The sequence below is a fragment of the [Clostridium] symbiosum genome (assembly GCA_036419695.1).
In the GTDB taxonomy this organism is placed as follows: domain Bacteria; phylum Bacillota; class Clostridia; order Lachnospirales; family Lachnospiraceae; genus Otoolea; species Otoolea symbiosa_A.
Window position 1 is genome coordinate 1468802 of record CP143946.1, and the last position, 14701, is coordinate 1483502.

Here is a 14701-nt window from a genome sequence, read left to right on the forward strand (position 1 = left end):
AGTTATAACGCTGCCTATGCTGTATTGTGATTGAATGAGGAAAAGTTTGAGGCTGGATTAAATGGACTAGGAAGGCGAAATTTAGTAAAATGGGTTTAGACAGATGAACAGGGGTTGAAGTTGGTGAAAAATGATTGGCGGAAATAACTATAACTGATAATAATGCATTTGGATTCGGAGGCAGGAATGGAGAAAAGAGAAGTGGGAAATAGAAGCAGCCAGGCAGGAAGACAGGAGAGAACAGGCGGTCAGATGAGAAGGCAGACGAAGGCGGAGCCGGGGACTAAGCGGTTTGGTGAAGAGCGGAAATGGAATGAAAAAACGGAGAGGGATTTCAAAGCGGGAAAAAAGCAGGAGAGTCAGGGGAAAAGGGAATTTAAGGGCGGTAAGGCTGTAGATAGAAAGGGAAATGCTGGAAAAAGAAAGTCTCCGTGTCCTGTTTACGAGCAATGTGGCGGCTGTCAGCTTCTGCATCTTTCCTATAAGGAGCAGCTTGCTAAAAAACAAAAAATGATGGAGGAACTTTTGAAAGGTATTTGTCCTGTTAAGCCGATTATCGGAATGAAAAATCCGCTGCATTACAGGAATAAAGTCCATGCCGTATTTGGACACGACAGGAAGGGTAATCCTCTTTCCGGTGTATATAAGGAAGGGACGCATATTCTTGTACCGGTGGAATCCTGCCTGATTGAGGATGAGAAGGCGGATGAGATTATCGGCACAATCAGGGGAATGCTGAAATCGTTTAAAATCCGGACGTATGACGAAGATACGGGTTACGGATTTCTCAGGCATGTGCTCGTAAGGCGTGGATTTGCTACGGGCGAGATTATGGTTGTTCTGGTAACGGCCTCTCCGGTATTTCCATCTAAAAATAACTTTGTGAAGGCACTCAGGGAAAAACATCCTGAGATTACGACGATTGTCCAGAATATTAACAATAGAAACACCAGCATGGTTCTGGGAGATAAGGAACATGTGCTTTATGGCAAAGGATATATCGAAGATGTTCTCTGCGGGCTGAGTTTCAGGATTTCTTCCAAGTCGTTTTATCAGGTGAATCCGGTTCAGACAGAGGTTTTGTACAAGAAGGCACTGGAATTGGCCGGGCTGACCGGCAAAGAGAGAGTGCTGGATGCATACTGTGGGATTGGTACGATTGGCCTTATTGCCAGCAGGAAGGCCGGAGAGGTGATTGGCGTGGAGCTGAATCCCGATGCGGTGCGTGACGCAGTTCAGAATGCCAAGATGAACGATGTGAAGAATATCCAGTTTTACTGCAACGACGCCGGACGGTTTATGGTGAATATGGCGGAGAAGGGCGAGACCGTGGACGTGGTACTGATGGATCCGCCCAGAAGCGGCAGCACGAAGGAGTTTATTGATGCCGTTGCCAAGATGGGGCCGAAACGTGTGGTTTACGTGTCATGCGGGCCGGAGACGCTTGCCAGGGATTTGAGGATGTTTGGCGGGAAAGGGTATCGGGCTGTGGAGGCTTGGCCAGTGGATATGTTTGGGGGGACTGGGCATGTTGAGGTGGTAATACAGATGCGGAATTGTGGTTTGAAGGGAAAATAAGAGATTAAACCACAATATATAGTGGTTTTTGACTAAAAAACGAGGCAAAAATCGAGCAAAAAACGGCCGATTTTAGCCCCGTTTTTTTGGCCTTTCCACAGATGGCAAAGGGGAATTCACAGATGGGAAGGGGAAATTCAGAGGATAGACGGCATAAAAATCGTTTATCCTTTTTTGCATATAGACCATTTTGTTACACAGAAAATTGAGAGGAGGCTGCAGTTCTTTGCAATGAGCCGAGGAGGAGTTTTGGAGGGGATTGATATAGATTGGGATAATAGCTGGCTGCTGGGGATGACTCGGTGGCCTATTTTTATTGTCAGTTTTTAATGGAAAGCCGCCGATTGTTTGTTGGTTTTCGGAATAGCTTTCCTGGAGAAAGCCGGTATAATGCTGTATTGACAAATGAACAGAAGGAGGGATAAGGAAACGATGTCATTGCAGAAGCCAAGAAAAGGGACAGCCAAAGAGAAAAGAAACTGCTGGTCGAGGGGAAACGGACCGTATAGCTACAGGGGGGAACTGAAGCACGGGCTTTCCCTGAACAGAAGATATCTGAACAGGAAAGTACGCCGCTACACAGGCGATGCCTTGAAAGGAAATCAATACCGGAAAATATGCAAGACGGTCTATATGGTGGATTTTACCTGACCGTGAGCCATGCTCTTCATGTTTGAGGAACATGGCTTTCCATCCATATAGTCATAAATCTGTTGGTAATTCATAGAAGGAGGAATGGGACCCATGAAAAAAGAAATCTATTCAGTAAAATGCCCGAAACGAGTTCAGTTTGGCGATCCGATGTATTTTGAAGAATATGAAGGGAAGAAGCTGGAAAACCTTGTGGTGGATTGCAAACCGCCACAAGGCTTTGTGGCAAAGGTTGTTTTAGTAGAAGAGCCAATGAAGGAATATCCGGATGAGATGTCTCGTACTATGACACTTTATATGGCTCCGAAGGAAACCATCGATACCTACGTGGATGGCTATATGTACGAAGGTCAGGATGTCAAGGAAAAAGAAATTGGAGTTGATACCGCAAAATACCTGCTCCATGTGGACGGACGCTATGAAGAAATTCATACTGGTGCGGATGGCTATTGGGGAAATCATCTGGAGTTTTCCCGCGGACAGGGAAAATCCCGGATTCTGGATGCGATAACAGTCTCAGTGTGTATGCCGGAGTTTGAAGATTTTGAAAGAATGAAGCGTCTGACAGGCTATATTTTTTTAGATGCCCAGCTTTTAGCGGAACCAGATAGCCAGACCGAACAGATAAAAATGGAATAGCAGATAACAAACGGAGTATTCTGAAGTGAAGGAAAATACCAGATGAAAGTGAGAAATTATGCCAATGAGAGATTATGAAGTGAACACTGCCGTGTTATTTCATACCGGTTTTAATGACGGGGAATGTAACCGCCTGATGTTTGAAGGGATGAAAGAAAAAATCGTCGAGGACATCAGGAGTGCATTCGAGAAAGACGGAACACTCTCCCAAAATATCACCAGCAACCTGGATTTTACATTTTCCGGATACAAGGTGAAGGTGGAGTACGCGTTCTCGTGTCATGATGAAAACGAGGCCGAAGCGGAAAGCTTTTCAAATTACTGTCTGCAGAATATCCGGCAGGGATTGGAGGAACAGGGATACACGATGGAAAAGGTCACTTGTGAAGCGAGTGAGATGGATATGACGTGGCTGGATCGAATGGAAGAAATATGGTTTGGATAATAGCTGGATAAAGTCCGCCAGAATACGGCTGAAAGAAAAACGGATGCAGATACCAAATTAGGGAGGATAAGGTAATGATGCATTATGAGCGTGTAAGAAACGATTTATCACAGGCAGAAAGAACAATAAAAACAGCTCTGAGATCCACGGTCGATTCGGAAGCAGAAAAAACGGCGCTGGAGGAAGCGCTGGGCCTGGTTCAGCAGGCAAGGGATATCTGCCGGATGGCGCAGAAGGAGTCCATTCAAGCGCAGATTACACAGGGCATGGAAATGCAATGATGGAAAAGCGGAGGCAAAAAAGATTCAGAGAGAAAAAGAACCAGCTTTATGTTTCTCTCTTTCACATAGATGGTCCCAAAGACCGCGGGCAGGCAGTTATGTTCATTTTACATTTGAGCATAGCTGCTTTTTTATTGCCCAAAACCAGTAAAATACAATGTAAGGAAGGACTGAGAACCATGAGTACAAGATTTTTAGGAGGAACGTCGATGGCGGACTTGGAGCGTGTTATGCAGCAGGCACCAGGATTCCGGCCGAGGAAAAGCGGAATCATACGAAGCCACTACCCGATATCCCATAAGGCGAAGCCATGTGAAGGGTGTCAGTATGCAGCGGTTAAGACGGCAGTGGAGGAAGATGGCGGAGAACAGGTCTCCTTTTCCTATGGAGTTTTACTTGCGTTGTTAACCGAGGAGTTACCATCGTGTGCGCTGACTGTGAGGATAGAAAGGCTCCAGGCAGAGGTTGCCGGGAGAAATCCCAGCCCATTTGAGACCGAAGAGCATAGACGCCGGTTCCAGGCTCTGGTGCGCTGCGGCTCCTATCCCGGTATTCGCACCGATTCCGGATTTGCAGCCGCACTTTTCCTACTAAGCTCTGACTCCCATCTTTGGGGGCTGGCTGGCCCCTTTGTGGAGGAACGGACCATCGATTACAGTCGGTTCCGCCTGCGCGGGTCAGACTTAGATGGCTATGCGCTCTATTGTGTGGCGAAGGAACTGTATACCGGGAAAGCTTATGTGACGCTCTCGGAGCTGGGAGATCCGGAGCTGTTTCATGATGGTCTGCTGCGTTTGATTGTCCATGCCATCTTAATCAGCCGGCATGGTGTAGCGGGCGTGCTCAGTGAGGAGGAAACCAAGTGTTAGCGATTCAAATTGGATATGATAATGGAAAATCAGAAGAAATGGTATTTCCACTGGACGATGCCGGAAAGAGCAAAATCGATGTCCTTAGAGAGGAAGCGGAACGCGAAAACAAAGAATTGACCATCCGTTCTTCCCAATCCTCTGTCCAGAAGCTGCCGTCCTGCATCAACGGGATGGAGTTTGACAGACAGTCCCAAAAGGAACTGGAGTTTTTAAATGAGCGTTTCGGACATTTGACAAGGGCGGAACAGGACATTCTTTCTGTCGTGCTGGAGATGGAGGAGCCGGAAACATTAAAGGAAATCATCAATCTGTCCTATAACCTGAGTAATTATGAGCTGTTAAGGGATGTCAGCGATTCCGGCAGGATCGCGGCGGAACTGCTATCCAGAGATAAGAAAATCGAAGTTCCAGAAGAGCTATGGCCGATGCTGGACTTTGAACGGATCCGGGAACGCTATTTTGACACGCACCAGGGAGCATATTGCCCCAGCGGCCTGGTGTTAAAAGGTGAGGAGAAGGAATTTACCCAGGTATATGACCGGTTTTTGCCGGATCCAGGCTATGAGAAAGACGGCCTGTTCCTGGTGCATCTGTATCGGATGTCTGGTAACAAGCCGTTGCATTACTCCATATCCCTGCCGGCAGAGGAAGAAAAACAAAGCATGGCCAAGCAGGCTCTGGGAATCCGGTATTTTTCCGAGTGCAGGCTGAATCAGTACGGCGGCTCCCTGGATGAGTTGAAGGGTTATCTTCCGTTAGCAAAGGATGTAGAATCACTGAACCAGTTTGCAAAGCTGTTAAAGGAGCAGGTGTTAGCCGATGGACTCCAGAACGTGAACCGATTGATGGCGGCCCTGGAGGCGGAGTGTCCGCGGAGCATGGAAGATGCGGCAATGGTAGCAAAGAATCTGAGTCGGTATCAGATCATGGAGGAGATGAGATCCCCGGAAGCGTATGCCAGATTTAAAATGGAACAGGACGGTTCGGTGTTTGCCACATCTATCTGTAGGAATTATCTGGACTGGTACGGATTAGGGGAGGAGCTGCTGAAACGGGATGGTGTCATGATGACGGCACATGGTCTGGTGGCCTGTGAGGACTGGTGCTGTGAAAGGCTTCCGGATGAGGTTGTGGTAACCCGCCTGTACAGTCCGCTGGCTGGAACCATTGAGGATGAGGAGGAATACAGCTCCACGCTGCCCGCTCTCAGCCTGCCTGGTTATGAATACGACATCAAAAAAGCCATTCAAGGAGATTACATTCAGGAGGTGCGAAGCGGTCTTGCTGAATACATGGATCATCAGTTATTAAAACAGAGGGTTATCAGTATGTTTCCCACTGTAGAAAGCTGCCAATATAAGCTCTGGGGGGTACTGGAGGTCAAAAGCTGGGGAAAGCTGCAGCCGGAGGAATGGGAATTTATAAAGGACCAATGGGCCGGGCAGGCGGCTGATGGATGGGGCGAAGGCTTTGAGCAGCGCGAGATCGACTGTGGAGAAGGGGTATCCCTTTATGTCCATTTCTATACAGGTGAGATGAGGATTCAGACAGAACAGGAATTGAAAGGGATTGCAAAGGAGCAGCCGGAAATGCAAATGGGAGGAATGACTTGATGGAACAAAAGATGGGGGTTTTGCTGCGTATCTGTGAGAATGAGTGGTTTTACCAGGACGCAGTGGATCTTCCGATCTATTGGGAAGCAATCAAAGATGTATATCAGCGGGCCAGGGTTGCGGATGTTCATTCGTATGAGTTGAGGTATTTTAAGGGATGGCCTGACTTTCTGGTACCCATTTTACAGCACGCAAAGGGAACCCTGGCGGAAGCCAATTTGCTGGCATTCCGGCTGTCACAAATGTCAGAGAAGGAATTATGGACTTATGAAGCGGCGCTTAAGCTGTTACCGGACCGGACAATGAAAACAATCATCAACGCCACCTATAACCTGAACTGCTTTGATTTCCTGCCGGGCATTATCTGCGATGAAGCAATCGGAGAGATGACACTTGCGAATAATCTGGAGCCAATTCTCCTGGGACTTTCAGAGGAGGTATATGCCCTGTTGGATGAAAAGAAGGTGGGAGCCTTTATCCGGGAGCGGGAGAAGGGGGTATTTACGGGAAATGGATACGGTTACAGCAACGGAGAATCATGGAAGGAGGTTTATGATAAATTTGATTTTTCTGAACCATTGGAGGGGTGCCGGGGACTATTATCTTTGTACCTGATGCCGGAAAAATCCTATGGAAATAAGGAGCAGTCTGTATGGCTGGAATTGCCTTGTGGCGAAGCAGAGAGCAGAACGGCTCTTGGGCGGCTAGGAGTGGAATCCCTGGAACAGTGTAAGATTTTGGAAATCCGAAGCGCAGTCCCACATTTTGAGTCCTTCTTGAGCCGGGAGGAGACAGTTTCCCGTTTTAACCGGCTGGCAACAGAGCTGTCAAAACTGCCGGAGAAGGAGCTGCTCAAATTGAAAGCTGTGGTGGAAGCAGAGGAATGTGATTCCGTTGGACAAGCGTTAGAGTTGATTCAGCGGTTAAATTGGTATGAATTGGATGTCCATATGACTTCATACGCAAAGTATGGCCGGGAGTGCCTGGAGGGAATGGAAATCGACCTGACAGGAGAGGCATTCCAGAACTTTGATTTTGACCTGTATGGAATGGAGGAGTGTGTGCGGCTCGGCAAGGTACTCACGAGATACGGGGCGCTGCAGCGCGAACCGGCCTTTGAACTGGAGCTTCAGGAGCATGGCATGCAGATGGGGGGAATGGAGTGAAGGAACGTAAAGACAGAAAAAAATATGCGTAGAAGGGAGGCGCTGTCTTATCAATAGTTTTATTTCCTGGGTAGGAGGGAAAAAGGCGCTGCGCAGCACAATCTATGAGCTGTTTCCGGTGGGGTATGGGCGATATATCGAAGTGTTTGGCGGCGGAGGCTGGGTGCTTTTCGGCAGACCGCCGGATCCGGGTGTGATGGAGGTGTACAACGACTTTAACTCCAATTTGGTCAACCTTTACTATTGTGTGAAGAACCATACCATGGAGCTGCTGCGTCTGTTGGGCTTTCTTCCCTTAAACAGCCGGGATGAATTCAATGTGCTCCGCCGGTTTCTGGAAAAACAGGAGTTTGACCTGGCGTTCTTATCGCAGGAGCTGGACCTTGCCAGACATAACCTTCCTGATCCGGAGTTTGAAGAAATCCGCTCGCTGATGCTGGAACAGGCGAGTATTGGGGATGTTCAGAAGGCGGCAGCGTTCTACAAACTAATCCGATACAGCTATGGGAGCGGCTGCACTTCCTTTGGCTGCCAGCCCTTTGATGTGCGTAAGACCTTCCATTTGATTTGGCAGGCGTCCAGCCGCTTAGCTAATACCGTGATTGAGAATAAAGACTTTGAGGCGCTGATCCGACAGTACGACCGGGAGAACGCCTTTTTTTATTGTGATCCGCCTTACTACATGACAGAGGACCACTACGAGGTGGAGTTTCCCAAGCCGGATCATGTGCGGCTGCGGGATGCCCTGGCAAGGTGCCTGGGGAAATGGATGGTCAGCTACAATGACTGTGCCTATATCCGGGAGCTGTATCAGGATTACCACATCACGGCTGTCACCAGAATCAACAACCTGGCGCAGCGGTATGAGCGGGGCTGTGAATTCCCGGAGGTGATTATTACCAACTATGACCCGATGGAGAGGAAGAAGTCTGGTCCGCAGCAGATGGATTTGTTCTCGGCGGGACTGATGGAAGGGGATGGATGAATTGAAGGAGATTGAAAAGCTCCGGTGGATGAGGGAGCGGATTGCAGAGGAGACAGAGGGAAAGCAGTGGCTGTCAACCGGAATCGGCCTGCCCCTGATGGTGAAGATGCAGGATTCGTGTCAGGCCGCGTTATATATTGCTATGGTGAAAAATAAGCAGACGGGAAAGTACCATGCGGATGTAAAGGGCTTTCTGCGCTCATTTAGCGGCTACTGCGATGGGAATCGTCTCGGACAGCTGGGGGAGGAGATTGGCCGGCTGTCGGCCCTTGTGAGCGAACTGGAGGCCGCGGAGATTTCCGTGGAGGAAGATACGCTTCTGGCATTTTGTAAGGAGCTGGAGCAACAGGAAGAGCAGATGAGAGGGGAGGGATTTTGTGAAACGAGTCAGAATTAATGGCAGGGTGGCGGAGGACGGCAGTCTGATTCTGCCGCCGGGAGTATTGGAAAGTCTGGACGCACAGCCGGGAAGCCTGGTCTGCATGGAGTATGTTCCGCTGTATCCAGTTCGGGAGGTCAATGGTTATGAGACTGTCTTAGAAACAGAAATGTGCGATGCGAAAGTAGTTGCAGATGAGGAGCCGGCGGAGCTGGTGATTCCCCATGCACTTTTGGAGGAGGCGAAGATTCCCTTGGATGCCGGGCTGGCTGTTCAGGTGGTTCCGGGAGCAATCCTGATCGGAGATGAGGATCCGATGGCCGCGGTACATGCGCCGCTCTTAGAGATTTTGTCCCTGCTTGGGATCTCCGAGGAGGAGGTATACGAGGCGATTGAAGAAGGAGGATACTACGATGAGTAAGCCGGTGTATAAGTTACTGGACAGTAAAGGAAGGGTTCTGATTCCGAGGGAGATGCGGTCCGCAGCCGGAATGGAATACGGCGATATCCTGGCGCTGGAACTGGTGGACGGGAAGGTTCAGATCCGCAAGGTGGAGCTGATTGAGGTTGGGGACCAGTCACCGGAGGCAGTGGAAGCCTATGTCCGCGCTGCCATTAAGACCATGCCGGATGCGATCCGGTTGAGCCTGATTGCAGACCTGTCCGGCCTGGTTGGGCAGAAGGGAGGCAGGAATGTCGGGTAAGCGGATCTTTTCAGAGGAAGACTGTGTAGAGATAGGAAGCGCGTGCTCCCTGCAAGGAAAAGTGATTGTGCTAAGGTCAGAAGCGGACAATGAGAGCAGCCAGCAGCTTTACTATTGCACCGGAGGCAGTGGAGCGGCAGCCAATGCTTTGGGACGGTCTGTTTTTATGGTGAATTTGAGAAATGGGGAATTTGAGCGCGGATTCCGCAGGGATGTGATAGGGGTATTAAAGCCGGAATTATTACCGGATGAGGAAAAGCTACAGCTGTCCCAGGTCCGTCCGATTGGAGCTTTGCCTTTGGAGGGGAAATAGCCGCAGTACAGCGGTTACAGCTTTTTGGAGGATGGACGGTATGCCGCCGGTGTGTGGCTTTGCAGCGAAAAAGAGGCGATGGATTATGCGGAAATGCAGAAACCATACCAGCACCGAATCATGCTCTGTGACCGCAATGACTTCTGTGTCTGGGAGGTAAAGGACGGAGTTTTGGTTTATCCGACCAAGGAGGAGATGGAACAGAGGAGTTCCGGTAAGACGTGTGAAATGGGGCCGGCTGGATTTTCATAAGGTCAGTTGCATTAGTTGGATAAAAGGAAAGGGGCGAATGTGTATAACGTATCTGTTTGGAGCGAGGGATCCTCCGAAGGATAAGGATTTTAAAGATAATGGGAAGACAAGCCAAGGCTGATTCAGGATTGTGAGAGGGGGAATGTTTTATGCGCGGCATCCAGATCGAGAATAGCCGAATCCTGTATTTTGGCAATCCAGCTGGCTACATTTCAGGAGCAACTGCCGTGGTGGATCCCATCTTTAAGAGCGAGGAGTTGAATGCCTATCTGGAGCGGCAGGGAGGAATCGAGGCGATTTCCTGGAAGGGTGGTGTTTATGATCGCCTGATTAACGGGATTTTGGAGCGGCAGGATGGGGAACCTCTCAAGAACTGCCGCATATGGCAGTTGAGACCGGATGTAGATGTCCATATGAAATTTTCCAGTTACGATTCCCTGGTGCAGCGATTCGGAGAACCAGAGATGCAAAATTACCGGATTGCCTACGATGGGGAGATTGAAACCAACGACCTGGAGCAGATTCTTGAGAAGTTTGACGCAGGGCAGGCGGTTCCCGGTTATGAGGGCCACCCCATTGCTGTTTCCGATGTCATTGAATTGTATGATGGAGAAGGCAGTGAATTTTATTATGTGGACGCAAAGGTATTTCAAGCGATCGCATTTGAAAAGGAAGAACCGGAGCAGTCGCAGTTGATGCAGTTATAGGGAAGAAAGGCAGCAACAATCCTGCTGTCTATTATTTTTTATGAGGAGGAATTTGGCAATGAGAGTGAAAATTGAAAATGTGAAACATGCAGTGGAGTGGAAAATCTGGAAGGCTGGTATGGCGTTAAAAAATCAGTCCGGGGAAGGCTTCGTGGATACGGCCATCAAGATTTTAATGGCTGTGGTCATCGGCGCGTTGCTGCTTGCCGGCCTGTATACATTATTTGAGGACAATGTGCTCTTTTCTTAATGGTATGTATACGATACAAAATGGCTACGATGATACTTTGTTTTTCTCATAGTGACACTGATTTCCTCCATCCAATAAAATGATAGAAAGTGAGACGATGATATGAAAAGAAAGATTAACGCTAAGATGATTCAGATAAGGACAAAAGTAATTCGGATAATGGCGGATAAACGCGGGGAAGGATTCGTGGATACTGCCGTGAAAATTTTGATTTCCGTAGTGATAGGTGCCTTGCTGCTGGCAGGACTGTATGCCTTGTTCAACGATTCCATATTACCTGAGTTGCAGAACCGTATTCAGCAGATGTTCAGCTACAGCGGTTGATGAAATAAGACAGTAAGGACATTCCTATGTTATACTCTTTCTGCCCGGCAGAATAAATAAGACCGGGCAGAAAGAGGTGACAGGTGGAGAAAAACAAAAGGTTCCGGCTTGTACGGTTTGCCTTTGAGACAAGGGACGGAGGCATTCTGTATCGATATATGATAACAGAAGACAAGATTCCTATGCTGGAAGTGAATCAATGGCTCATGGCAAAGGCCATGCGTAAGGCCAGTACATCGAAGGAATATGGAAAAAAGCTGGTGGTATTTCTGAATTATCTTTCAGACAATGATGCCGATTATAGTGTGGCGACGAATGAGCATGTTAAGCGTTTTATTCGACTGCTCCTTTTTGGGGATATGGATGACTTAAAACTGCTGTATTATGAGACCGATCGGTTATACCAGACAGCGGCATATTATTTAACAGTAATTACGGAGTTCTACAAATGGCTGGATGACAATTACGGAAGCAATATGGAGTTTCGCAGAAAAAGCAATCATTATCATGCAAGGAAGTCCTTTCTGTATGGTCAGATTTACAATTATGACTATCAATATATTTTAGATGCCGCCTTGCCCAGACAGAAGTCAAGAAGGGAGTATATTAAGTGGTATACAAAAGAACAGGTTGATTTAATATGCAGCCATTTTACCACCTTACGGGATGAAGCCGTGTTTCGTCTGACGTTGGAGGGCTTTCGTATTGATGAGGTTCTGAGTATAAAATTGTCTGATTATGATTCTGTGAAGCAATTAATACAGCCCACAAGGTCAAAAGGAAAATCAGAGGTATATACAGGGAATCAGAACCATTTGCGGGTAGTGGCGCTTCCGGAACTATTATGTATTCTTCTGAATCGCTACATCAGCACAGAACGGTCAGATGCTGAGAACGAATCTGGCGTTCCTAATGAATACTTGTTTTTGAACCTGCAGAAAGACAATAAGCTGGGAAAACCAATGACTTACCACAATTATTATGCGATTTTGAAGCGCTGTGCAAGACGGGCAGGTTTTGAACCGGAGATAATCCGAACCCATAGCGGGCGGAGCACGAAGGTCATGGAGTTTCTGGAACATCAGGCAAAGCATCCGGAAGATGATATAGAAGATAGTACGATTATGCAGTGCTTTGGCTGGCGGAGCGCGGATTCCATCAGTTCATACCGCGATTATAACAATCAGGTCATTGCATATGAGACCATGAAAAAACTGCATAAGAAGGAGAGGGAGTAGGATGATACAGATGCTTGAGATTAGAACCGGAAGCGCCATATGGGAGATTGATGGTACAATCCTGCGTTTCCGGCGCTTGAAAAATGTAGGAGATGCAGTGGTGGAGAGAAGGATAAATCAGTATAAATCCCTGCTTTTAGAGGAGCGATACAGGGCAAACCAGGAGGAACTGATTGGCATTACGGAAATATTGGGTGAGGTTATTTTACTGAAAATCGGATCGGAAGCATTCTACAAGAAATTCTTTCAGATGTTTCGCTTTTATTGCAGTAGATTTATGGAGGCATGGAAGAGTTCAGAAAAATATATGGTTTCTAACAAAGTCAGTATGTTTCCGGCACTGCATTATATGTTTTACGGTAAGGTAGAAGGGACGGAGGCTTGTAATCTGGCAGCGCTGCGAGGACTGTCTTGCGGAAACGAAATCTTCCAGAAGATCTTTCGGGAAGAATTTGCAGGATTCTGGATAAAAGAAATCGGGAGTATTGTGGCGCGGAATGAGAGTCTTAAGGCAGTGGCAGATAAAATTGGTATTCGAATGGTAATGGAATGTGCGATGGAATTGCAGGATGGACGGTTATTGCCATATTTGATGAAAAAAGCAAGAACATTTACAGATAACCGCACCATTATCACTGCACAAAGTTATTATCGTATGATTTTAGGAAAAGAAATTGGTATGAATCGAAACAAATTTTTTGCACCGTTTGTTGATCAAACCGACCAGATTATAGAAAAGGAATATGCGCTGCAATGTCGCAAGTTTCCAAGGGAAAATGAAAAAGAATTGTCCGATAGCAAAGAGACTTGGAGAATATTCTTTATGCATGGTCCAACACTTTGCTTTCAGACGATTGACTTTACAATCATTGCCTGTCCGTCACTTAGGGCGGAAGTAAAAAGTTATATGAGATGCCGTTTGCGGAAAGGTCAGGCAAGGGGAGAGAAGGGGATATATTCCATATCAGAGGCATTGAATTGTTTGAGTGAAAGCAATCCCTTAATACGTTTTTTTACTGACATCAGTGAAATAGAAGCCAAGACCTTGTATATGAAAATGGAGAAAACCTGTGGAAATACAGATGGGAAGGCTATTTCTGAAATCATGAGGGCATTCAGCCTGCTTTCCCTTATCTTTGAATATCTGATGGGTGATGAACGGGAAAACAACCTGAAGACGCCTGTCCCTCGTATAAACCCTTTTGCAAAGTTCCGGTTCCATAATGCAAGGGAGTATAAGATAAGGACGGATGTGATACCAGAGAGTGTTATGGAGCAGATAGAAATACATTTGGATGAGCTGGACGAATCGCAGAGATTGAATTACCATATTTTTTCTCAGACAGGTATGAGAATGAAGGAAGTGCTTTTTCTTGAAGAAAACTGTTTGGAAGAGACGCAGTATGAAGGACTTATGCAGATTAGATATACTCCCTACAAAACATTAAAAGCGCGGAGAAAGAAAAGCGCTCCGGATTATCACAGGGTTTTTATCTCCCAGAAACTGGCGGAAGATATCAGAGATGAGATTAAAAAAAGACAGGATTGGAGGCAGGAGCTGGGAGTGCCATATATATTTGTAAACAAGCGTCCCGGATTTCGCATCGGTATGTTAAATATGGGCAATTACATTCTACTTATGAACAAACTGATAAAAGAGAATCATATATGCGGCGAAGATGGAGAACTATGGCGTTTTACCAGCAAACAGCAGAGAAAAACATTGGCAGTCACATTGATAGAGAATGGCGGCACGGTAGAGGAACTTGCATATTGGCTTGGGCATCTGAGCAGAAATACAGCGGCAAATTATTATGCGGAAGTGAGAAAGATGAAGCTGGCGGAATTAAACACGAAATTCTTCCAGGAAAAGTTTAATCTGTTGCTGTCTGGTGAACAGTTAGCAGAGTATTCGGAAGAGGAAAGACGGTTATTGTATATGGATTTCCGTCTGGATCAAAGGCGTGTGGAATTTGGGTTTTGCATGAAGAAAATGGCCGAGGGAGGATGCGGACAAAGAAACAGCCTGTATAACTGCGTGAACTGTCGGAATCTTTGCACAGGAGAAAAATATTTGTCACATTGGCTGAAACTGCTGGAAAGCCAGGTGCTAACAGTGCAGGTAATGGAGGAGAAGTATCGGCTGGCAGGGATTACAGAATATCAGTCATTCAAAGAATATGAAAGAGCCGTGTTTCTCCGGGATTGCTATAAAAATATAGTAGAACGGATTAAGGCGGGAGGGGAGAGATGAGCGGCCCATTATACAGTTATAAAGAGAACTTTGAAGAATCAGAAAAAAGC

The 14701-nt window shown here is 47.1% G+C and carries 17 protein-coding genes and 1 pseudogene; all 18 read left to right on the forward strand.

Features of this window, described 5'->3' with window-relative positions; genetic code table 11:
• Positions 1-186: 186 nt before the first annotated feature.
• Positions 187-1578, forward strand: a complete 1392-nt coding sequence (gene rlmD, locus V3C10_06800; GenBank protein ID WVP63516.1) for a 23S rRNA (uracil(1939)-C(5))-methyltransferase RlmD — start codon at positions 187-189, stop codon at positions 1576-1578.
• Between the two features lie 432 nt (positions 1579-2010).
• Positions 2011-2229 carry a hypothetical protein gene (locus V3C10_06805; GenBank protein ID WVP63517.1) on the forward strand — a complete coding sequence of 73 codons (219 nt, stop codon included), beginning with the start codon at positions 2011-2013 and terminating at the stop codon, positions 2227-2229.
• 93 nt (positions 2230-2322) lie between these two features.
• A complete protein-coding gene (locus tag V3C10_06810; protein WVP63518.1) occupies positions 2323-2868 on the forward strand; it encodes a hypothetical protein in 546 nt (181 codons plus the stop codon).
• 64 nt (positions 2869-2932) lie between these two features.
• Positions 2933-3313, forward strand: coding sequence for a hypothetical protein (locus V3C10_06815; protein ID WVP63519.1), 381 nt, complete (start codon positions 2933-2935; stop codon positions 3311-3313).
• Positions 3314-3387: 74 nt separating this feature from the next.
• Positions 3388-3594 (forward strand): hypothetical protein, encoded by a 207-nt coding sequence (locus V3C10_06820; GenBank protein WVP63520.1) that lies wholly within the window; start codon positions 3388-3390, stop codon positions 3592-3594.
• Between the two features lie 179 nt (positions 3595-3773).
• Positions 3774-4463, forward strand: a complete 690-nt coding sequence (locus V3C10_06825) for a hypothetical protein (GenBank protein WVP63521.1) — start codon at positions 3774-3776, stop codon at positions 4461-4463.
• Positions 4457-6079, forward strand: coding sequence for a hypothetical protein (locus tag V3C10_06830; GenBank protein WVP63522.1), 1623 nt, complete (start codon positions 4457-4459; stop codon positions 6077-6079). Before V3C10_06825 ends, V3C10_06830 begins: the two co-directional genes overlap by 7 nt.
• Positions 6079-7245, forward strand: coding sequence for a hypothetical protein (locus tag V3C10_06835; GenBank protein WVP63523.1), 1167 nt, complete (start codon positions 6079-6081; stop codon positions 7243-7245). The genes V3C10_06830 and V3C10_06835 overlap by 1 nt, the downstream gene beginning before the upstream one ends.
• Positions 7246-7294: 49 nt before the next feature.
• Complete coding sequence (locus tag V3C10_06840) at positions 7295-8230, forward strand: DNA adenine methylase (GenBank protein WVP64585.1); 936 nt, start codon at positions 7295-7297, stop codon at positions 8228-8230.
• Between the two features lies 1 nt (position 8231).
• Positions 8232-8627, forward strand: coding sequence for a hypothetical protein (locus V3C10_06845; GenBank protein WVP63524.1), 396 nt, complete (start codon positions 8232-8234; stop codon positions 8625-8627).
• Positions 8608-9030, forward strand: coding sequence for a hypothetical protein (locus V3C10_06850; protein WVP63525.1), 423 nt, complete (start codon positions 8608-8610; stop codon positions 9028-9030). Before V3C10_06845 ends, V3C10_06850 begins: the two co-directional genes overlap by 20 nt.
• The gene (locus V3C10_06855; protein ID WVP63526.1) at positions 9023-9313 is read left to right on the forward strand and encodes an AbrB/MazE/SpoVT family DNA-binding domain-containing protein; all 291 of its coding nucleotides are present in this window, start codon (positions 9023-9025) and stop codon (positions 9311-9313) included. The genes V3C10_06850 and V3C10_06855 overlap by 8 nt, the downstream gene beginning before the upstream one ends.
• Positions 9303-9878, forward strand: a pseudogene (locus V3C10_06860) (hypothetical protein). The gene V3C10_06855 and the pseudogene V3C10_06860 overlap by 11 nt, the downstream one beginning before the upstream one ends.
• 149 nt (positions 9879-10027) lie before the next feature.
• Complete coding sequence (locus V3C10_06865; GenBank protein WVP63527.1) at positions 10028-10585, forward strand: YodL domain-containing protein; 558 nt, start codon at positions 10028-10030, stop codon at positions 10583-10585.
• 58 nt (positions 10586-10643) lie between these two features.
• Positions 10644-10835 (forward strand): DUF6133 family protein, encoded by a 192-nt coding sequence (locus tag V3C10_06870; protein WVP63528.1) that lies wholly within the window; start codon positions 10644-10646, stop codon positions 10833-10835.
• 102 nt (positions 10836-10937) lie between these two features.
• Entirely contained in the window at positions 10938-11159 is a 222-nt protein-coding gene (locus tag V3C10_06875; GenBank protein ID WVP63529.1) for a DUF6133 family protein, read from the forward strand.
• Positions 11160-11242: 83 nt separating this feature from the next.
• Positions 11243-12397 (forward strand): tyrosine-type recombinase/integrase, encoded by a 1155-nt coding sequence (locus tag V3C10_06880; protein ID WVP63530.1) that lies wholly within the window; start codon positions 11243-11245, stop codon positions 12395-12397.
• Between the two features lie 514 nt (positions 12398-12911).
• Positions 12912-14651, forward strand: coding sequence for a site-specific integrase (locus tag V3C10_06885; GenBank protein ID WVP63531.1), 1740 nt, complete (start codon positions 12912-12914; stop codon positions 14649-14651).
• The last annotated feature ends 50 nt before the right edge of the window (positions 14652-14701 follow it).